This is a genomic window from Streptomyces sp. MMS24-W38 (assembly GCF_059889265.1).
The window spans coordinates 551226-570938 of sequence record NZ_JCBCPP010000001.1 but is presented as its reverse complement, the minus strand read 5'-3'; the positions used below and the strand labels follow the sequence as shown (position 1 = coordinate 570938).

The window sequence follows — 19713 nt, the reverse complement described above, 5'->3', positions numbered from 1 at the left end:
TACGGCGAGGCCCCGGCGGGAGCCATCCTGATGCGGCCTTCGCGCGGATGCGCTGACCGCGCTGGAGGCGAGCGCCGACGGGGTGACGGACACCGGCGGCACCCTGGTCGACGTCCCGGCCGTGGAGAGGGCTGTCGCCGAGACCACCGTGCGCTACGACCGGCAGGGCGACCAGCACCACGACGTCGTCAGCGCGTTCATCAAGTCGATCCGCGGCTCGGACCCCGACGCGGCACCGCACCACCTGGCACGCATGCTCGTCGCCGGCGAGGACCCGCGCTTCATCGCGCGGCGCCTGGTGGTGCACGCGAGCGAGGACGTCGGGCCGGCCGATCCCACGGCCCTGCAGGCCGCCCGTCGCCGCGGCCCGGACGGTGCAGCTCATCGGCATGCCCGAGGCCCGCCTCGCCCTGGCCCAGGCCACCGTGCACCTGGCCATGGCGCCGAAGTAAAACACGGTGATCGTCGGGATCGACGAGGCCATGTCCGGCGTCCGGGCGGGCGCCGTCGGCGAGATCCCCGCTCACCACTGAGGGCCTCCAGCACGGAAGCCAAGATCGAGGTGGACCCGGATACCGGCTGCCGGCTGTGTACCGGCAGCTGCAACGGGGAGGGGCGGCCGGGCTGGGGTCAAGTCTCCTACGGGGAAGAGACACAGCTTGTCCACCGTGTGGTGTTCAGACTGCTGGTCGGTGAGATCCCGGAAGGCTTTCAGGTGCGTCATGCCGATCCTCGGGCCGCGTCCCGGAAGGCGAGGGACAGCCCCTCGACGTGGGCCGACAGCTCCCGTACCGCGTACTCGGGACACGGGGTCAAAGCGCCCGGGCACTCGTCGCCGATCGCGCCGGGCAGCTGCGTCACCGCCTGGGCGGCGGGAGTGAGATCGGGCAGGGACGTGGTGTCGGAGGCGTCCGTGTGCAGTGCCGACTGCCCGCCCGACGCGAACTCGTCGTCACCACGCGAATCCCGCCCCCACCTCGCCCCGCCCCTGCCGGCTCCGGGCTCCGGCCGGCCTCGCCGCCGCTCCGCCCGGTGTGCCGGGGAGCGGGCCGCACAGACGTATCACTCGCTCGATCGGGCTAACCCCGGACCCGTAAGGATCACCGGGGCCGCCCGTACTCATACGCTCCACGAGTGACTCGTACGAACGCCTTGAACACCGGCCGCGACGACTTCCTCAGCTGGGCGACGGGGGAGAGAGGCGTCGCACTGCCGGCGCGCCTCACGGACGCTGTGCTGACGATGCTCGCGCTGCGCGGAGCGGACCGCAGGGCGGGAGTGCCGGAGCCGACCCCCGGCCTGCTGCGGCAGGTGCTGCACGAGGACCTGCCGCAGCTGCTGTGCGCCGGCGACGACGAGCTGGACGCCCTGCCCGGCGTCCTCAGCACCCTCGCCGACCGGGTCCGGGCAGCGGGCCGGCTCAACGCCAAGCGTCACGCGCGCCTGCTCGCCGCCGTCGAGGACGCCGTGCCCGGCTTCCGCCGCGCCATGGCGGACCCGGCGAATCTGACCTGGCACCGCTGGTACGCGTCACTGCTGACCGCCGACGGTGTCGACCCGGACGATCCCGCCGCCGTGGGGGCCTGGCTCGATGCTTACGAGAGCACCCCGCACGCCGACCGGCCGGCCCTGCCCGAGCCGCTGCACCGTTTCGACCTCGCGGAACGGACGTTCGCCGTGCGGATCCGTCTCAGCGAGGCGCTGCTCGCCGCGTTCGCCCGCGACACCCGCGAGGCATCACCGGCGGGCCCGCTGCTGCCCGCACCGCCGCTGGACGACCGACGTCCCGACGACGCACTCGGCAGTGAGCTGGAGCGCATCGCCGATGCGTTGACCGACCGGTGGACCGCGGCGGGGCTCGCCGAGGCGTTCACCGCCCGGCACGCCGCACTCGCCCCCGCCCCGGAGGCGATGCCGCACGTCGCGCTCGCCGACCGCATGCTCGACGAACACCTCGACTACTACGGCGACTCGTCCGTCCCGCTGCCGCCCCCGCCGGCGGTCCCTTCGCCCCACGAGATCCCGGACCTGCTGCACGCCGCCCCGCTACCCGCGGCGCTCGCGGCCGGGACCTTCGACGACGAGCTGCGCGACATCGCGGAACGCTGCGGCCTACCCGGCCCCGCCACCGCCGTGTGGGCCGACGGCACCCCGCAGGAGCTGCTCGAGCTGGCCGCCGACGTCCTGGCCGCCCAGGCCGAACGGCTGCCGCCGGTCACCGGCCCGCAGGAGGCGTACTCGTTCGACGCAGCGCACCTCCTCTACTCGCTGTACGAACGAGGCAGCACCCCCGACTCGGTCGCCCGCAAGATCGCCGACGCGAAGTCCGACGGCCTGCCGCCCGAACTGGAGGACGCTCCGACGCCCGTGTCGCGCGACGCCCCCGACGCCTACGAGCTCCCGTCGCCCGAGGAGCTGTCCCAACTCCTCGGGACGCCCGCCGTCACGGACGCCGACCGCGCCGAACTCGACGACCCCGCACACAAACTGGCGTCGCTCGTGGACCGACTGGCCGCCACCGGCTGCGTCTTCCGTACCGGCGACACCTACGGGCTCACCCCGCTCGGCGCCGCCGTCATGCGCCACGTGCTCACCGTCGGCCATGTGGCCGCCCCCGGCCGGGAAACCGTGGCGGAGTGGAACGCGGCCGAGACCGTGGCCGCCACCCGCCACTGGCCCACCCGGATCGCCGCCGCCACGCTTGCCGCGTGGGCCGCGCACCGCGGTGGCACGGACGAGGCATGGGGCGAACTGCTCGACGCCGTCTCCGCGGCCAGGGCCGACGAGGCCGATGCCGCCCGCACGTCCGAGTACTTCGCCCGCCTCGATGCCGCCGCGATCCCCGGCACGGTGCTGCGCGCCGCGCTCACCGACCCGGTGACCGGGGCAGCCGCCCGCGGGCTGCTGCTGGCCCGGGGAGAGTCCGTCCCCGAGGACACGGTCCCCTTCACCGCCCGCGCCACGGTGCTCGTCGAGGAGCTGGACCAGCGCTGGATCGACGACATGCTCGGCCATGTGAAGCGCCGGTACGACGTGGGCGAGACGGGCGTCCCGGACGCGGCCGACATCCCGCCGACGACCCTGCTCCCCGCCTTCGACACGGCGGCCGCCGCCTGGCCCGGCGGCGCTGCAGCCCTCGTCGACGCCCTGGCCGAGGCTGACCCGGGCACGTCGCTGCGCATCCTGGACGCCCTGCACGCCCACCACCCGGACCGCACGGTGGCAGACGCGGCGGCCCACGCGAAGAAGACGGCGCAGCGGGCATCGTCCGGGCGCCGCCGCTGACATGCCCCGGCCCCGGCCGACAGCCCGCAGACGCGCCCACCCTGCTGCGTACCAACGCCCGGGCCCGGCAGGGCTTTGCCAGGCGCGACGGTCGGGGAGTTCGGCGGGGAGATGTTCGCGCCGCTGGTGCGGCAGGAGCAGCGAGGCGTCACGGCGGACACGAGGGCCTGCCGAGTGGCGGTGCGGATGTGACAGTCCACACCGAACCCAGCAGGCCCTCACCTGTTCGAGCACCCGGCCGTGCGTCGGCATCACCCGGCACAGCGCGTCCGGCCCGGTACTGCCCCCACGGCGCCGGTCAGACGGCTGGTCCCTCGCTGTCGAGCCGGACGCCGGGACCGCCGCGTCCTGGGCGACCGGCGACGAAGCCTACGGCCAGGAACCCCAGTTCCGCGCCGCCCTCGAGGCACGCGGCATCGGTCATGTCCTGGCCGTCGCCTGCTCGACACGGGTGAGGATCAACCACGGCCGCACTCCCGCCCGCGCCGATACCGTAGCCGGCCGCCTGGCAGCGGCACAGCGCCGGAAACGGTGCGAAAGGACCGCGGTACTACGACTGGACCTGGATCCACATCGACACCGGCAGCCATCAGCACCTGCTCATCCGACGCCAACCGGTCCACCGGCGAACTCCCCGACCCCCTGGGCACCCGTGAAGGCCACCGGCGCACCCGGTTCCGCCCCGACTGGATGCGCGTCGCCCTGCGCGACGGCGAGGTCGTCGCACGCGGCGCGTGGTGGGGCGGCCCCGACGACCCGGAGCCCCTCACCATCAACTGGTTCGACGTGGCCGAGGGCGAGGAGGAGGCGGGGGCCGAACTCCTGCGCTCCGCCCCCTGGCAGGTCGAACTCGAGATCAATCTGCCGGCCGGCTGGCGGGACGAGCCCGACCTGCGCGCCGCCGCCGAGACACGGTTCGCCGCCGCACGAGCCGCCGGGTACGAACTCCTGGTGGAACGCCTCCGGTACCGCTGGACCCCGGAACGAGGTCTGCCCGAGCGGCCCGGACGCCTGCGTTTCGGCGCCGAACCCGACGACACGGTGTTCTTCGACGCGTTGCGCCGCATCCACTCCGTCACCCTGGACGCCCACGCGCTCAGGGCCATCGAGGAGGGCGGCCTCGACCGGGCCGCCCAGGAGGAACTCGACTTCTTCCACTGGTGCCCCTCCCCGCGGGAGTGGTGGCAGGTCGCGCACACGCCGGAGGGCGACCTGGCGGGCGTCCACATCCCGGCCCACAACCCCTCAGGGCCGACCATCGGCTTCATCGGAGTCGTCCCGGAACAGCGCGGTCACGGCTACGCCTACGACCTCCTCGCGGAGTGCACCCACTTCCTCGTCGAACAGGGCGCCGGAGTACACCGCTACGGCGTCGACGCGAAAGAAGCCCCTTTGCCCGACCGGCACGGTGCACAGCCTGTTCCCGCACGCCCTGCCGGGCAGAACGGTCTGGGAGTGGACCGGGGCAGGGCCACTGCGCAGGTCCGCACAGCGGTCTTACCGGCGGGCCCGTGCGATGGCAGGGTGGGAGGCGAGCGGTACCCGGTGGAATGTCAAGATGGGGGCATGACGACCAAGGTTTACTTCGATATCACCATCAACGACGAGCCCGCCGGGCGGATCGTCTTCAACCTGTTCGGCGACGTGGTTCCCAAGACGGCGGAGAACTTCCGCGCCCTCGCGACCGGCGAGAAGGGCTTCGGCTACGCGGGCTCGTCGTTCCACCGTGTCATCCCCGACTTCATGCTCCAGGGCGGCGACTTCACCCGGGGCAACGGCACCGGCGGCAAGAGCATCTACGGCGAGAAGTTCGCCGACGAGAACTTCACCCTCAAGCACGACCGGCCGGGCCTGCTGTCCATGGCCAACGCGGGCCCGAACAGCAACGGCTCGCAGTTCTTCATCACGACCGTCGTGACGGACTGGCTGGACGGCAAGCACGTGGTGTTCGGCGAGGTCGCCGACACCGAGAGCATGGACCTCGTCAAGAAGATCGAGGCCCTCGGCTCCTCCAACGGCCGTACCTCCGCGAAGATCACTATCGCCGAGTCCGGCCAGCTCTGACGATTCGCTGCCGGCGCCGCCGAGGGGCGTCCGACCGACGCGCCCCTCGGCGGGAATCGGCACGCGGCCGTGGCCATGGGCGGCTCCCGGACAGTGATGAGTTTGGACGCCGGGGGAGTTGACGGCGCACGTATGGTGGGGAGGAAACGCATCAACGCCCACCCCGGGCTGTGAGCCGGGCGGGCCGAACGGGGGAAGAAAGGTGCGTGCCCGATGACGATCGGGCTCCTCTCCACGATCGCCGCTGTGTTCTACGGGGGCACGGTCTCGATCCTCGCTCTGACTGCGACCTTTGCTCGGCGCCGCACGCTGCGGCGTGAAGCGCGCAGCACCCTTGCCGTCCTGGTGCCGGGGAGGGCGGTGGAGTCGCAGCAGGCAGACCGCGCGGCAGTAGGCCCGGACAGCTGAGCGGTTACGGCGAAGGCAAGCGGCCACAGAGCGCCGGGTTGGTCAGGCTGCGAGGGGGCGCCCGCCCCAGCGGATGCCCTTCTCGCTGCGGACGCGGGTGCGTTCCCGGCGTGGGGCGGCGAGCAGGCCGAAGTGGCGGGCGTTGGCGTTGCGTCGGCGCGGCGTTGTCACGTTGTCCGTGATGTATCTGGCTGATGGCGCGCCGGGGCGGTGTCCGCCGTGGTGGAGGTCGTGGTCACCCCTCCGTCACGGCGCGCGTCCGCAGTGCCGAGGCGACCAGCGCGACGCCGGCGAGGGTGACGAGGAGGGCGAACGCGACCGCGCCGACCAGCGCTCCGGGCACGTCGTCGACGAAGAACGCCGGGACGGCGCTGAGCCCCGACAGCAGCCGGGTGACGATCACGGCCACCGCGCCGGCGCGGCTGCCCCGCCAGGCCAGAACGGCGCCGACCAGGGTGATCAGCCCGAGTACGGCACCCACGACGGCCACCGCGACCGGAGGGTGCTCACCGTCGCCGAACGGCAGCGAGATCACGTCGATGAGGCCGAGCAGGCCGGACAGAACCAGTCCGGTGACAAGAAGGCGGGTGCGGTTCACGTGGTCCTCCTGAGTGCGGGACGAAGTACCGGTGCCGGAAGTACCGGTGTCGTGTCCGCAGTCTGGGTTCGCGGGTCGGGTCCGCGGATCGGGGCGGGCCCGGAACCGTTCTCCGTGCTGCCACGTATTCACTCCAGGTGACCAAAGTCCTACCCTGGGTGCGTGGCAACTCGGGGTTTGTTCGCTGTCGCCGCCGCGGTCCTGACGAGCGTGCTGGCAGCCGCCGGAGTGATCCTGGCGGTGCTCGGCGGTGACGGGGGCGCCACCACGGCGTTCGCGATCGGTGTGGCGTTCGGGCTGCCCTCCGTCGTGCTGGGCGTGGTGGTGGCGGTGCGCCGTCCGGACAGCGTGGTCGGGCTGCTGCTGGTGCTGGTCGGCGCTACGGCGGTGTGGCTCACGGTCGGCGAGCTGTGCGGGTTGCTCCTCGCGCGGAGGCCGGGCCTGCCGGTCGCGCAGTGGTACGCGGCCCTGCGGCAGGGCGACTGGATGTTCCTGTACGTCCCGGCCGCGCTGCTCATGCTGGTCTTCCCCGACGGGAGGCTGCCGGGCCGCCGCCGGCGGTGGGCGGCGGCCGGACTGCTGGCCGTACCGACGCTGTTCATGCTGATCGCGGCGCTGGACCCCGCACCGTTCCGGCCGCCGTTCGAGGCGATGCCGCACCCTGTGCGGGTGCCCGAGCCCTGCCTCCCGGTGCTGCGCGCGGTGGCGTTCGCCCTGCTGCCGGTCTTCCTCGGGCTGCTGATCGCGTCCGCGGCGGCGGTGGTCGTCCGCTACCGGCGGGCGGCCGACGAGGTGAGGCGGGCGCAGCTCAAGTGGTTCGCGCTCGGTGCCGCCTTCCTGCCGCTGACGCTGCTGCTGTGCTGGGCCGGCTACCTGTTCCTCGGGGGGCCGGAGTTGGCGGTCGTCGGCCTGGTGGCGGCGGCCCTGGCGATTCCGGCCGCGGCCACGATCGCGATCCTGCGGCACGACCTCTACGACATCGACCGGGCGATCAGCACCGCCGTCACCTACGGCCTGGTGACCACGATCCTGCTGGGCTTCTACACGGCCGCCTCGTTCGTGGCCGGCCTCGGCGCCGGACGGTCCTCACCGGTCGCGGCCGCCGCTGCCACCGCCGTCTGTGCCGCCGCGCTGTCCCCGCTGCGCACCCGGCTCCAGCGGTGGGCCGACGGGCGGTTCTACCCCGCGCGACAGGCCGCGCTGACGACCGTTCAGGGGCTGCGCGGTCGTATGCACGCCGGACAGGCCCGGCCGGAGCAGCTGGAGCAGGCGCTGCGCGAGGCGCTGCGCGATCCGCTGCTCCGGGTCGGCTACCGGCTTCCCAGCGCGTCCGGGCTGGTCGACGCGGCGGGCGCGGCGCTGGACCCGGGGCAGGCGCACGTGGCGCCGGTCCGGCTCGGCGGGCACGACATCGGGGCGATCGTGCGGGGCACGACCGGCAGCCGGGAACTGCTGCGCGAAGTGGCGTCCGCCTGCGCGCTGCTGGTCGAGGTGGTCCGGCTGCGCATCGAGGTCAGCAGGGCGCTGGCCGAGGCCGAGGCCGGCCGCGCCAGGCTGCTGCACGCCGGGTACGAGGAACGGCGGCGGCTCGAACGCGACCTGCACGACGGGGCGCAGCAGCGCCTGGTCTCCCTGGGCATGGCGATCCGCCTGGCACAGCGCCACCTGGACGACGGCACGGTCGACGTCGACGACCTGCTCGACCGGTCGGTGGCCGAACTTGCCGCGGCCGTGGTCGAGTTGCGGCAGATCGCACATGGTCTGCGGCCGAGCAGCCTGGACGACGGGCTTGGCAACGCGCTGGCCATGCTGGCCGGCCAGGCACCGGTACCGGTGGCGCTGGAGGTCTGCGTCGACGAACTGCCCGACGACGTGGCGATGACCGCCTACTACGTGGCGAGCGAGGCGATGACCAACGCGGTCAAGCACGCCGGCCCGGTCCCGATCGGCGTCCGGGTCAGCCGGGTCGGTGACCGGGTCACGGTGCGGGTGGGCGACGAGGGGCCGGGCGGCGCGGCGATGCGCCCCGGCGCCGGGCTGGCCGGGCTCGCGGACCGGGTCGAGGCGGCCGGGGGCACGCTGCGGCTGTCCAGCCCGGCGGGTGGCGGCACCCTGGTGGAGGCGGTGCTGCCGTGCGCGTGGTGATCGGCGAGGACTCGGCGCTGTTCCGGGAAGGTCTGGCCCGCCTGCTGGCCGACGCGGGGTACGAGGTCGTGGCCAAGGCACACAACGCCCCGGAGCTGGTCTCCGCGGTCATGGCCACACGCCCCGATCTGGCGGTCATCGACATCCGGATGCCGCCCGATCTCACCGACGACGGCGTCCGGGCGGCCCGGCGGATCCGCGACGCCCATCCGGAGCTCGGGATCGTCCTGCTCTCCCAGCACGTCGAGACCCGGCACTCCGTCGACCTGGTGTCCCGGGGGCGGTTCGGCTACCTGCTCAAGGACCGGGTGTTCGACGTCGACGACTTCCTGGACGCGCTGCGCCGGGTGGCGGCCGGGGGTTCCGCCCTCGACCCGGAGGTGGTGTCGCGTCTGATCGGGGCGCACCGGGCCGCCGATCCGCTGGCCTCCCTGACCGCCCGCGAGCGCGAGGTGCTGGCGCTGATGGCGGAGGGCCGCACCAACGTCGGCATCGCCCGCCGGCTGTGGCTCACCCATCGCACGGTCGAGACCCACGTCAGCTCGATCCTCACCAAGCTCGGCCTGGCCAACTCCGCGGAGGACCACCGCCGCGTACTGGCCGTGCTCCTCTACCTCAACCGGGCCTGACGCCCGGCCGGCGAGCGGACTCCGTCCGCTCGCCGGCCGGGAAAGTGCCGTTTCCCGGAGGCACGGCGGCCGCCGGGAAACGACGTTCACATCTGACGGGATGTCACGGGACGAGACGCAGAAGCTTGTTCGGCGAACCGGAGCCCGGGCTGGTGACCACGCCCGAAGTGGCGCCGTTCACCAGGGCCGCGGAAACCTGTGCCGGGGTGGCCGTGGTGTGGCCCGCGAGGTAGACCGCGGCCGCGCCCGCGACGTGAGGTGTCGCCATCGACGTGCCCGAGATGGTGTTGGTCGCGGTGTCGCTGGTGTGCCAGCCCGCCGTGATCGAGGAGCCGGGGGCGAAGAGGTCGAGGACCGAGCCGTAGTTGGAGTAGCTGGCCCTGGCGTCCGTACTGGTGGTGGCGCCGACCGTGATCGCCTCGGTGACCCGGGCGGGGGAGGAGGAGGACGCGTTGGCGTTCTCGTTGCCTGCGGCGACCGCGTAGGTGACACCGCTGGCGATCGAGTTGCGCACGGCCGCGTCCAGGGAGGCGGAGGCGCCGCCGCCCAGCGACATGTTGGCGACCGAGGGGCCGGAGTGGTTCCTGGTGACCCAGTCGACGCCCGCTATGACGCCGGCCGTGGTGCCCGAGCCGCTGGCGTTGAGCACGCGGACTGCCACGATCCTGGCCTTCTTGGCGACGCCGTAGGTGGAGCCCGCGATGGTGGTGGCGACGTGGGTACCGTGGCCGTTGCCGTCCGACGGCGTGCCGCCGCTGACGGCGTCGTAGCCGTACGAGGCCCGCCCGCTGAGCTGCGAGTGCGTGATGCGCACCCCGGTGTCGATGACGTACGCGGTCACGCCGCTGCCCGCAGAGTCCGGGTAGGTGTACGTGCCGGAGAGCGGGCGTGCCGCCTGGTCGATGCGGTCCAGGCCCCAGGGGGCATTGGTCTGCGTGGCGTCGAGGTGGACCTTCTGGTTCTGTTCCACCGAGGCGATCGCCGGGTCGGCCGCGAGTCTCCTGGCCTCGGTCGCCGAGAGGTTCGCCGTGTAGCCGTTCAGCGCGCTGCCGAACGTCTTCTTCACCGTGCCGCCGTACTTGGTGATCAGGCCCTTGCCCTTGCTCGACGCGGACTTGAAGCCCGCGGTCTTCTTGAGCGTGATGATGTAGCTGTCCTTGATGGCCGTGGGGGAGTCGGCGGCGAGCACTTTTCCTTCGGCCGGGGCGGCCTGGGCGGGAAGCGCGGTGAGTCCGCCCAAAAGGGCGGCGGTCGCAACACCGGTGAGGGCGGCGAAGCGGATCTTCCTGCTACGCGGTTGTGCCATGTGAGGGGGTCCTCCTCAGGCGAGCGCGCCTGGGTGTGGCGCGCGATGTGGGGGTGCGCGCGGGGTCGCGCACACGGCCCTGAGCGCTGCGTTCCGCCCAAGGCCGAGTAAAGAGTGTGGTAACTGGTGGGTATAATCAAGGGAGTTGGAGACTTGACATGTAGATGTCACACGCATGAAGCGGGTGAGGTCATCCTCATCGCCGGTGTCGCCGCCACCGGGACGGATCGTCGCGACGCGGGCTTCTCCCTCGCAGCGACCACCGAAAAGATCTGTTTTCCGAAGAAATTGATGTCCAGTCAGCTTTGTACCCGAGGCGGAAACGGACGAACGGCGTGGTTCGAGCAGCGGGCACTGCGCACGGTCCCGGTGCGCAGTGCTGCCTGAAGCGCCGACCGCGTGCCAGACACGTTCGTGCGCACGAAATCCGCGGCGTCGTCGGGCGAGCGGTCCACGCGTGGCTGTGCCGCGAAGCGCACCACTGCATCGTGTCCCGGCATCAACTCCAGCAGGGGAGGTCCGTGAAACGACCCCTGTTCCCGTGTGCCGGCAACAAAACCAAGGACAGCGTCGGCGGCAAGACCCGCGTGACCACCGTCATCACCCTGACCGGACCCCCTCGACTTCCCGGTCCTGGGATGAACCCCACCCGGAGCAAGGCCAAGAGGAGACACTTCGGTGTCTCTGCGCGGACGCATCAGGGATGCCGGCCCGAGTCCGCGGGTGGACCGCACGAGGCCGGCGGCAACACTGGTCCTGGATGTATGGCCGTCGCCCCGGACTCCGCGAGGAACCCCGGGAACAGAACCCGGCGTACAACCCGACTCGTCCGCCGGCCTCTGCGGATTCGCCGCTCAGGCTTCATTCGAGAGGATCTTGTCCGCTTCGTCAAAGAGCCCGCACCGCGTCTTTGAGCTGAAATCGGAAATTCGGACTACGGCCTGCCCGACGGTGGAGACTGTCCTGAAACGCGATGCGACCTGGGAGGTTCCGGCTCCCGTGGCATGATGCCGTCCGCCTTCCTGCAAGTCTGCGTGACAGGGGCTTCTGTGACAGCGGCGTTCGACGAGAAGCCCCGCAGGTGCGGGCCGGCGGGGCTTTTGAGCAGGTGGGTTTCTGCGTCTGTCGTGGGCATCGTTGCGCTCCGGTTCTCCTCTCTCGAGTACGGAGGCCAGGACGCGGTGACGACAAGACTCCACGGCCGATGGGCGGCATGCGGCCCGGGAACTCGGCGCGATCGACCGGTGCACGCCCGTCGCTCCCGCAAAGTTCAATGCCTCCGGGGGTGTCTCGGCATTGCCTGTCCCTTCGAGGCTGTGCGGATGGCTGACCGTGCACGCGACCACCCGGGCACCGTCGGGCCCGGCGAGGTCGGAGCTGCCGGTGGTTCGCGGAGCTGCCTGGCCCAGGGCCGGTACGGTCTACGGGGATGCGGAGAGGAGCGCGCGGGGAGGGACGCGGGGGGATTCCGTGCGCGACCTGTTCATGGCCGGTCAGGCCTGTCAACATCTCAAGGCTGTTGGAGCGCACCCTGGAGGACCAGCATCCAGACGATCAACTACAAGATCATCTCAGGCGGTCAGCTGACGTGACAACGCCGCCGCGAGTGCACACCTCCAGCAACCGATGCTTCAGATGAGGGCTTCGGCGCGTGCTCGAACCCGGCCTGACCGATCGGCTGAGGCAGTGCGACGTTCCCGGAGCTCGGCAGCGAGACCCGCATATCAGAGGGGTGCCGATGTCGATCGGCTATGACCGGACCAAGACCGTCGTCCGCCTGCACGTCGCACCAGGTGAGGCTGGACCGTCGCACCCGGAGGCGGTCGCGTTCGCCGGGCAGCGGTGGCCCCGAACCGCTTCGGTCCGGGGCCACCGCAGGCTTTTGCCGTGCTTGTCGGCTCAGTCCTCGTACAGGGCGATGATGCGGCCGACGACACCGCCCTTGCGGAGGCGCTCCAGCCCCTCGGGGATCCGGTCCGGCGTGATGCGGTTCAGCGGCGGGTTGAGGTCGCCCGACCGCATGAGGTCGTAGAGCTCCTCGAGATCCTGCTTCGTGCCCGACTTGGAGCCGAGGACCCGCAGTTGCTTCAGAATGATCGCGCCGGTGCTGATCGTGGACTCGAGGCGGCCCATGCCGACCTGCACCAGCGTGCCGAATTCGCCGAGTGTCTCGAGTGCCTCGGCGGTGGTGGTGCCGAAGCCCGCGTAGTCCACTATGAGCTCGAGGTCCTTGTCCGCGAACTCGGTGATCGACTCGCCGACGCCCGCCAGGCCGACCTCGGCGGCGAGCTCCCGGGTGGCCGGGTTCACGTCGGCCGCGTACACCTCGGCGCCCTTGAGGACGGCGGTGCGGGCGCCGATGTAGCCGAGGCCGCCGAGGCCGATCACACCGACCCGCATGCCTTTCTTCGCTCCGCCGAGCGTGACCATGGCGTGGTACGAGGTGAGGCCCGCGTCGGTCGCCATCGCGCCCAGCTCGAACGACACCTCGTCCGGCAGTCGCACCAGATTCGCCTCGGTCGCGCGCACCTTGGGTCCGTAGCCGCCGTCCCAGGCGCCGTAGCCGATGGCGTCGCCGTCCGGCATCATCGGCGAGAGGCCGACGCGGTCGCCGATCTTCCAGTGGTCCATGCCCTCGCCGACCTCGCTGATCACGCCGGCGTTCTCGTGCCCGAGCGTCATCGGGATCCGCGGGAACATCGACATCCAGCCCGCGTCGTCCATCGCGCTGACATCGGAGTGGCAGAGACCGGCGGCCTTGACGTCGACGACGACCTCGCCCGGTCCCGCGTGCGGCGCTGCCACCTCCTCCGAGGTGAGCGGCTGGTTGGTTCCGTGGAAGCGCCAGGATTTCATGGTGTCGCGTGTCCTTGCATACGTGCGTCGGGGGACGACGCCGGATGACGCCGTCCGTCCGGGCTGGATGGGCTTTCTCTTGTCTCTCGATCCGGACGGCGCTCGTGGGAGGCTCGCTCCGGACGGTTCGGACGGTGCCCCGAGGTGGTGGGCCCATCGCCGAAACTACCCGGACATTGTTTAAAGATGAACTTTCTGCCGCGTGGGCTATTTCACCGCTGTCGCCTCGCCCGGAGGGAAATAATCCGGCCTTCCGCGGCCTTCGCGCGGCCGAGATCAACCGCATCGACGGGCAGGAGGAAACCGCCGCCGGTCGAGACGGAACGGCAGCCCGCCCCGGCGGCAGGGGTGGTCGGCGCGCACCGGCGGCCACCCGAACCCGACTCAGGCCGTCGTCGGCCGCTCCCCGCGCAGCGGGGACGGACCCCGGCCCCAGGGGTGCTTTCCGGCCCTCGGTGACGTCGCCCTCTCCCGGCCAGGGTGGCGTGGAGAGGCGGGGAGGCCGCCTCTCGTCGGGCGGGGTCGGTGCGGGCGGCCGGGGTCGGGGGCGAGCAGGTCACCGACCGGGATCAGCCGGCCGCGCACGGGATCCCGGACCGCGCCGGGCGGATCCACCCCCGCCTCGCGGCGGCGGATGGTCGTGCGGCTGACGCCCACACGCGCCGGCGGTCCCGCCGGGTCGGCACCGGTAATTTCTCGGCGAAGCACGTGAGGGTCAACCAGCCGAAGCAGCACCGGGATTGGGGCCGCAAGGGTGGTGTGTTCCGGCTCGCTGCGAGCCCCCCGGGGGTCGACCCGCCGAAAAGATAGTTTAGTGTTCAACCAACGGCGGGCGGCGCGGCCGAGACGACCACTCCTGTGACGCGCCGAGGAGCAAGCCGAAGACCACGGCCGAACAGGCCGCAGCCGGCACGGCTCCGCACCGCCGCACAGCACGAAGGAGTTTTCGCATGTCAACACGGAGCCCGAAGTCGCGGACGCTGAGGTCCGCAGTCGTGGGCGTGCCGCTGGCTGCGGCCGTCGTCGCCGCGGCGTTCGCAGGGACCACCGGGACCGCCTCCGCGGCCGACCCGAAGCCGCCCGCGAACTGGACTTCCGCGGGCCATGACTCCCACAACACCCGCAACGCCGCGTCCGAGAAAATCCTGAACGCGAACAACGTCAAGAACCTGAAGGCGCGTTGGACCTTCACGGCCGGCGGTGACATCTCCGCCACGCCGACCGTGGTGGACGGCGTCGCGTACGTGCCGGACTGGAGCGGCAAGCTCCACGCCGTGGACACCAAGACGGGCAAGGCCCTCTGGTCCAAGCCGGTGAGCACGTACAGTGGGATCGAGGGTGACGTCTCCCGGACCAGCCCCGCCTACGCGGACGGCAAGCTGGTCTTCGGCGAGGGCGTTCCGTCCATGAAGACCACCGAGGGCGCCTACCTCCTGAGCGCCGACGCCAAGACCGGCGCCCCCCTGTGGAAGACGCAGATCGACGACCATGAGGCGGCGCTTGTCACCGGCTCGCCGGTGATCGCCGACGGCGTGGCGTACGTGGGCGTGTCGTCCAAGTCCGAGGGGATGCCCGGCGAGCCGACCTTCCGCGGCAGCGTCGTCGCGGTGAGCGTGGACACCGGTGAGATCCTGTGGAAGACCCACACGGTGCCGGAGGGATACACGGGCGGCGCGGTGTGGGGCAGCCACCCCGCCGTGGACCTCGAGCGCGGCCTGGTGTACGTGGCCACCGGTAACAACTACTCGGTTCCGGAAGGCGTCTGCGCGACCCCGGACGCGACCGGGTGCACCCCCGCCTCCCCCGACAACCATCAGGACGCGATCGTCGCGTTCGACCTGAAGGACGGCAAGGTCGCCTGGGCCCGCCACACCCTCGAGGCCGACCAGTGGACGATCGAGAAGCCGAACGGTCCGGACTACGACTTCGGGTCGGGCCCGAACCTCTACACGACCACGGTGGACGGCAAGCGCACCGACCTGCTCGGGGTGGGCCAGAAGAGCGGCGTCTACTGGGCGCTCGACCCGGCCACGGGCAAGGTCGTCTGGCAGACGCAGGCCGGCCCCGGCGGCCTCGGCGGCGGCATCCAGTGGGGCTCCGCGACCGACGGCAAGCGCGTCTACGTCGCGGTCACCAACTACGACAACGTCCCCACCACCATCACCTCGGCGACGGGTGAGAAGTCGACCACCACGGGAGGCTTCTGGGCCGCCCTCGACGCCGCCACCGGCAAGCTCCTGTGGCAGACCGCCGACCCGCAGGGCCACAAGGCCCACGGCTTCGTGACCAGCGCCAACGGAGTCGTCTACGGCGGCTCCATGGCTCCCAAGGGCAACAACATGTACGCCCTCGACGCCAAGACCGGCAAGGTGAAGTGGGACTTCGCCAGCGGTGGTTCGGTCGTCGGCGGTGCCGCAGTGGTCAACGGCTCGGTCTACTGGGGCTCCGGATACACCTCGGCGATGTGGCCGGACAAGGGCACGAACAACAAGCTGTACGCCTTCTCCGTCGGCAAGGGCAGCAAGAACTAGCCTCCTCACCTCGCCTGCTGAAGCCGTGAAACCGCACGGCCTCGGCGCGCCCCGGCACGGACACCGCGCCCGGGGAGCACGCCGAGGCCGTGCAGCGAGCCACGTCCACGGCCCGACCACAGCCGAGCGTCAGCGCGTGCACGTAACCGGTCGACCGCCGCTGGTGCCGAGGACCACGGACACGCCTACTGGGGCAGCCTGGAGCACCGCACGACCTTTCACATCGCTGGGGGACCGGGGCACCGAAGCCGCCACTGCTTGGGCTGCCGTACGCCGGTGGGCAAGTGACGTGGCCTGAGCCGCCCCTGCACCACATGTGGGCGGGCGTCACAGGACAGCGGGGGTGGTATGCGGTGTCATGACCGCTTAAGGGACAGCAGTGGTCATGGCACCGCATACCACCCCCGCGCCCCGCGTGGAGGTTCCGCAGCCACCGCTGCCACGGCCCGGGCGAACACCTCATTCAATGCGTCGTCTCATGCGCCGTCCTTCTTCGGCGCCCGAAATCCTAGGAGACAGAGCATGAACCATGGCCGACAGCACCGCGGTTGCACTTCCCGCTTCGTGGGCACTGCCGTGCATGGAGACCACCTCCGGGAGGAACACCGTGACCGCCGGGCAGGCCACGTCTTGCGTTGATGACCGCACGGACCGCGTCGATGCCGGGCCCACGCCGGGGTCCCACTGCCGGGGCCCAGTACCACCCCGGCCCCGAACGCACACAGAGCCACGATCACTTGCGTGTACCACTCCGGTGACCCGACCCGTGCCTTCCGTGCTGCGATCCCCTTCAGGTCCGCGGCGTCCCGGGAGGCGGAGGGGCCGGCGTGGCCGGGGCGCGATTCCACTGTGATCACAGTGGCCCGCGGGGGCGGTGGTCAGGCGGCGCGGATCGCGGAGACGTCGAACTCCAGCTTCACCTTCTCGCCGACCAGCACGCCGCCGGTCTCCAGCACGCTGTTCCAGGTCAGGCCCCAGTCGGTGCGGTCGACCGTGGTGGAGCCCTCGAAGCCGGCGCGCTCGTTGCCGAAGGGATCGGTCGCCGTGCCGGTGTGGGTCAGGTCCAGGACGACCGGGCGGGTGACGCCCTTGATGCTCAGGTCGCCGGTCAGGCGGTAGGTGTCCGTGGAGAGCTGCTGTACGGAGGTGCTGCGGAAGGACAGTTCGGGGTGGGCCTCGACGTGGAAGAAGTCGGCGCTGCGCAGGTGCTGGTCGCGCTGTTTCTGGCGGGTGTGGAGGCTGGCGGCCTTGAGGGTCACGTCGGCGGTGCTGCGCCCGGGGTGCTCGTCGTCCAGGTACAGGCGGCCGTCGAAGTCTTCGAAGGTGCCGCGGACCTTGGTGATCATGGCGTGCCGGGCGACGAAGGCGATGCTGCTGTGCGCGGGGTCGATGGTCCAGATGCCGGTCAACCGGGCGGTGGCCGGGGCGGAGGCCGAGTCGGCGGCCGGGGCGGGAGCGGTGGCGCGGCGGCGGGTGAACAGGCCCATGGGGTCGTCCTTCGGGGAGGGAATGTCTTCCGCCCTCCCTCAACATGTTGAGGTTTGAATCAATTCCAGGGGGATTCTTGCACTTCCGACGGTCCGGCAGCCTGAGCACGGCAGCCACGAGAATCCGCCGACACCACGGACGGGAAGGCCGCCCACACGGTTGCCGTGCCGGAGGAGGCGGGCCGCCGCTCCTGGGCGCCCCGCCGGTACGACACCCACCCCCGGGGAGTCACCGCCCTGGAGCAGTTGCGCGAGCGGGGCGCGGACGCGGTGGTGCGGCAGTGCCTGGGACGCGACGGTGCGCAGACGTCGATCCCCGCGGTACGCCCGGAGGGCTGGAACGACGCCGGCTGGTTCTCGGCCTGGGCGGTCCGGCGCGGAGCCCGTATGCGCTGCGTGCTTCCGCCGGCCGGTCTTCGGCCCCGGACCGGGGATCCGTTGAACCGGCCGCGTTGCGGAAACTTTCGTCAGATCGTACCCACAGGCTGGCTGCACGGATCGGTGCGCGTGTCACGCCGTGGTGACGGCGGCGTGCATTTCCCACATCAGGACCTCGGCGCCGTCGGGGCCGGCGGTGATGCGCTGGCCCTCCGCGCCGGTGATGCGGGCCGCGTCACCGGTGGCCAGCGGGCCCGCACCCTCCAGTTCGGCGCTGCCGCGGGCGAGGAAGAGATGGGTGAAGGGAGCGGTGACGAGCGGGAGGGTCTCGTCGGGGCGGATGCGGGCGACGTGCAGGGCGGCGTGCTTCTGCCGGATGCCGATCGCGCGCTGGTGGGCGTGCCGGGGCATGCCGGAGGCGAGGGTGGTCCAGCCGCCGCGGGCGAGTTCGTCGTTGATGTCGAGCTGCTCGTAGCCGGGCTTGATGCCGGCCTCGTCGGGGATGACCCACATCTGGATGAAGTGGACGGGGTCCTGATGGGCGGGCTCGCCGGTGAGGGTCCAGGAGTCGTTCTTCTCGCTGTGGAGAATGCCGGTGCCGGCGCTCATCCGCTGGGCGAGGCCCGGGTAGATCACCCCGTTGTGGCCCTCGGAGTCCTGGTGGACCAGACCGCCGTCCAGCACCCAGGTGATGATCTCCATGTCGTGGTGGGGGTGGGTGTCGAAGCCGGTGCCCGGCGCGACGACGTCGTCGTTGGAGACCAGCAGCAGTCCGAAGCGGGTGTTCTTGGGATCCCAGTGGCGGGAGAAGGAGAAGGAGTGCCGGGAGTCGAGCCAGCCGGCGCGGGTGTGGAAGCGCTCGCCGGCGCGGCGGACGTCGAGGGCGGAGGCCATGGCGGTGTCCTTGTCGTCGGTGGGTGCAGGTCATCGGACCGGGGTTTAGTTGAACGTTATACCAATCTGTGAGCTCGGCTGCTCCTCCGCCCCCGCCGGCGCGGATGCCCTCGCAATGGTTTACCGTTCAACCAATACCCGTCAGTGGGTGTTTCAGCACCAGAACGAAAGCTGTCATGGGCATCTTCAGCCGTAACCGCACACCCGACACCAACCGAACGGAGACCGCAGCAGTGAGCACCCAGACCAAGCTCGCCGTCGTCTACTACTCCTCCACCGGCATCGTCGCCGAGATGGCCAAGGAGATCGCCGAGGCAGCGGAGAAGGCCGGCGCCGAGGTCCGCCTGCTCAAGGCCGCCGAGCTGGCCCCGCAGGCCGCGATCGACTCCAACCCGGCCTGGGCCGCCAACGCCGCCGCCACCGCCGACATCCCCGTCGCCACCCCGGCCGACATCGAGTGGGCCGACGCCGTGATCTTCGGCTCGCCCACCCGCTTCGGCAACATCGCCTCGCAGCTCAAGCAGTTCATCGACACCCTCGGCGGCCTGTGGGCCCAGGGCAAGCTCGCCGACAAGGTCTACAGCGGCTTCACCGCCACCTCCACCGCCCACGGCGGCCAGGAGTCCACCCTGCTGGCGCTGTACAACTCCGTCCACCACTTCGGCGGCATCGTCGTGGCCCCCGGCTACACCGACCCCGCCAAGTTCGCCGACGGCAACCCCTACGGCACCTCCCACGTCGACGCCCAGGGCAACAACCCGGTCGACGACACCACCCGCACCGCCGCCCGCGTCCAGGCCGAGCGCGTCGTCAAGATCGCTTCCGCCCTCAAGGCCGGCCTCGCCGCCGCCTGAGCCGGCCCCTTCTCCGGGAGCGGACCGGAGCCCGGCCCGTCGGCTGCACAACGGGGTGCGGCCGACGGGCCGTCACGGATCCGACCGATCCGCGCCCAGCCGGCGGACAGATTCCCGAGCGGCACCGGCTTTCCCCGCGCACCGCCGCTTCTGCACCGGCACGAGCCTCGGGACGTTCCCGGGTGCCGCACGATCGCACGGAGCCCATCCTCGATTCAGCGGGGAAGGACACGGAGAGAGAGGTCTTGTGATGAGCGGACCGGTCAGTACGGTCGATG

General features: G+C 71.5%; 15 protein-coding genes and 4 pseudogenes. 11 read left to right on the top strand and 8 right to left on the bottom strand.

Going from position 1 to position 19713, the window contains the following annotated elements:
• Positions 1 to 82: 82 nt before the first annotated feature.
• Together AC6F7H_RS01590 and AC6F7H_RS01585 are read left to right on the top strand one after the other, a co-directional pair.
• Positions 83 to 295, top strand: a pseudogene (locus tag AC6F7H_RS01590) (AAA family ATPase); the annotation flags it as partial.
• 94 nt (positions 296 to 389) lie between these two features.
• Complete coding sequence (locus tag AC6F7H_RS01585) at positions 390 to 452, top strand: hypothetical protein (protein WP_500761610.1); 63 nt, start codon at positions 390 to 392, stop codon at positions 450 to 452.
• A 268-nt stretch (positions 453 to 720) separates the two neighbouring features.
• On the opposite strand, the gene AC6F7H_RS01580 is transcribed toward AC6F7H_RS01585, so the two are convergent.
• Positions 721 to 861: a hypothetical protein gene (locus tag AC6F7H_RS01580; RefSeq protein ID WP_500762190.1), complete on the bottom strand. Its 141-nt coding sequence runs from the start codon at positions 859 to 861 to the stop codon at positions 721 to 723.
• Positions 862 to 1134: 273 nt separating this feature from the next.
• Here AC6F7H_RS01580 and AC6F7H_RS01575 point away from each other — a divergent pair, with 273 nt between their 5' ends.
• From AC6F7H_RS01575 to AC6F7H_RS01555, 5 genes and pseudogenes are all read left to right on the top strand, one after another.
• Positions 1135 to 3285, top strand: a complete 2151-nt coding sequence (locus AC6F7H_RS01575) for a hypothetical protein (protein WP_500754707.1) — start codon at positions 1135 to 1137, stop codon at positions 3283 to 3285.
• Positions 3286 to 3607: 322 nt separating this feature from the next.
• Positions 3608 to 3902 (top strand): annotated as a pseudogene (locus AC6F7H_RS01570) (IS701 family transposase); the annotation flags it as partial.
• A pseudogene (locus AC6F7H_RS01565) lies at positions 3874 to 4638 on the top strand (GNAT family N-acetyltransferase); the annotation flags it as partial. The pseudogenes AC6F7H_RS01570 and AC6F7H_RS01565, both read left to right, overlap by 29 nt.
• 213 nt (positions 4639 to 4851) lie before the next feature.
• Positions 4852 to 5349: a peptidylprolyl isomerase gene (locus tag AC6F7H_RS01560; protein WP_500761608.1), complete on the top strand. Its 498-nt coding sequence runs from the start codon at positions 4852 to 4854 to the stop codon at positions 5347 to 5349.
• Positions 5350 to 5562: 213 nt separating this feature from the next.
• Entirely contained in the window at positions 5563 to 5757 is a 195-nt protein-coding gene (locus tag AC6F7H_RS01555) for a hypothetical protein (protein WP_500754706.1), read from the top strand.
• A 42-nt stretch (positions 5758 to 5799) separates the two neighbouring features.
• On the opposite strand, the pseudogene AC6F7H_RS01550 reads toward AC6F7H_RS01555, so the two are convergent.
• Positions 5800 to 5916: pseudogene (locus tag AC6F7H_RS01550) on the bottom strand (integrase); the annotation flags it as partial.
• A 76-nt stretch (positions 5917 to 5992) separates the two neighbouring features.
• Positions 5993 to 6355, bottom strand: a complete 363-nt coding sequence (locus tag AC6F7H_RS01545) for a hypothetical protein (RefSeq protein WP_109381677.1) — start codon at positions 6353 to 6355, stop codon at positions 5993 to 5995.
• A gap of 162 nt (positions 6356 to 6517) precedes the next feature.
• On the opposite strand from AC6F7H_RS01545, the gene AC6F7H_RS01540 reads away from it, so the two are divergent.
• Complete coding sequence (locus AC6F7H_RS01540; protein ID WP_500754705.1) at positions 6518 to 8500, top strand: sensor histidine kinase; 1983 nt, start codon at positions 6518 to 6520, stop codon at positions 8498 to 8500.
• Entirely contained in the window at positions 8488 to 9129 is a 642-nt protein-coding gene (locus tag AC6F7H_RS01535; protein WP_381220668.1) for a response regulator, read from the top strand. Before AC6F7H_RS01540 ends, AC6F7H_RS01535 begins: the two co-directional genes overlap by 13 nt.
• Positions 9130 to 9232: 103 nt before the next feature.
• On the opposite strand, the gene AC6F7H_RS01530 is transcribed toward AC6F7H_RS01535, so the two are convergent.
• The 3 genes from AC6F7H_RS01530 to AC6F7H_RS01520 all read right to left on the bottom strand — a co-directional run bounded on the left by AC6F7H_RS01530 (position 9233) and on the right by AC6F7H_RS01520 (position 13291).
• A complete protein-coding gene (locus tag AC6F7H_RS01530; protein ID WP_500754704.1) occupies positions 9233 to 10435 on the bottom strand; it encodes a S8 family peptidase in 1203 nt (400 codons plus the stop codon).
• Between the two features lie 299 nt (positions 10436 to 10734).
• Positions 10735 to 10935, bottom strand: coding sequence for an NAD-dependent epimerase/dehydratase family protein (locus AC6F7H_RS01525; RefSeq protein WP_500754703.1), 201 nt, complete (start codon positions 10933 to 10935; stop codon positions 10735 to 10737).
• 1399 nt (positions 10936 to 12334) lie between these two features.
• Positions 12335 to 13291 (bottom strand): zinc-binding dehydrogenase, encoded by a 957-nt coding sequence (locus tag AC6F7H_RS01520; RefSeq protein ID WP_500754702.1) that lies wholly within the window; start codon positions 13289 to 13291, stop codon positions 12335 to 12337.
• Positions 13292 to 14241: 950 nt separating this feature from the next.
• Between AC6F7H_RS01520 and AC6F7H_RS01515 the strand changes: the two genes are divergently transcribed.
• Entirely contained in the window at positions 14242 to 15822 is a 1581-nt protein-coding gene (locus AC6F7H_RS01515) for an outer membrane protein assembly factor BamB family protein (RefSeq protein WP_500754700.1), read from the top strand.
• Positions 15823 to 16700: 878 nt separating this feature from the next.
• Here the strand turns inward: AC6F7H_RS01515 and AC6F7H_RS01510 are convergent.
• Positions 16701 to 17309, bottom strand: a complete 609-nt coding sequence (locus AC6F7H_RS01510) for a YceI family protein (RefSeq protein ID WP_500754699.1) — start codon at positions 17307 to 17309, stop codon at positions 16701 to 16703.
• A gap of 510 nt (positions 17310 to 17819) precedes the next feature.
• Complete coding sequence (locus tag AC6F7H_RS01505) at positions 17820 to 18581, bottom strand: pirin family protein (protein WP_500754698.1); 762 nt, start codon at positions 18579 to 18581, stop codon at positions 17820 to 17822.
• A 233-nt stretch (positions 18582 to 18814) separates the two neighbouring features.
• Between AC6F7H_RS01505 and wrbA the strand changes: the two genes are divergently transcribed.
• Complete coding sequence (gene wrbA, locus AC6F7H_RS01500) at positions 18815 to 19435, top strand: NAD(P)H:quinone oxidoreductase (RefSeq protein WP_500754697.1); 621 nt, start codon at positions 18815 to 18817, stop codon at positions 19433 to 19435.
• Positions 19436 to 19713: the final 278 nt, after the last annotated feature.

What these genes read in the sequence shown, in the direction of transcription:
- AC6F7H_RS01505 (WP_500754698.1), bottom strand. Translation starts at nt 18,581, where the DNA reads ATGGCCTCCGCCCTCGACGTCCGCCGCGCCGGCGAGCGCTTCCACACC.
- AC6F7H_RS01525 (WP_500754703.1), bottom strand. Translation starts at nt 10,935, where the DNA reads ATGCCGGGACACGATGCAGTGGTGCGCTTCGCGGCACAGCCACGCGTG.
- AC6F7H_RS01510 (WP_500754699.1), bottom strand. Translation starts at nt 17,309, where the DNA reads ATGGGCCTGTTCACCCGCCGCCGCGCCACCGCTCCCGCCCCGGCCGCC.
- AC6F7H_RS01555 (WP_500754706.1), top strand. Translation starts at nt 5,563, where the DNA reads ATGACGATCGGGCTCCTCTCCACGATCGCCGCTGTGTTCTACGGGGGC.
- AC6F7H_RS01520 (WP_500754702.1), bottom strand. Translation starts at nt 13,291, where the DNA reads ATGAAATCCTGGCGCTTCCACGGAACCAACCAGCCGCTCACCTCGGAG.
- AC6F7H_RS01515 (WP_500754700.1), top strand. Translation starts at nt 14,242, where the DNA reads ATGTCAACACGGAGCCCGAAGTCGCGGACGCTGAGGTCCGCAGTCGTG.
- AC6F7H_RS01530 (WP_500754704.1), bottom strand. Translation starts at nt 10,435, where the DNA reads ATGGCACAACCGCGTAGCAGGAAGATCCGCTTCGCCGCCCTCACCGGT.
- AC6F7H_RS01560 (WP_500761608.1), top strand. Translation starts at nt 4,852, where the DNA reads ATGACGACCAAGGTTTACTTCGATATCACCATCAACGACGAGCCCGCC.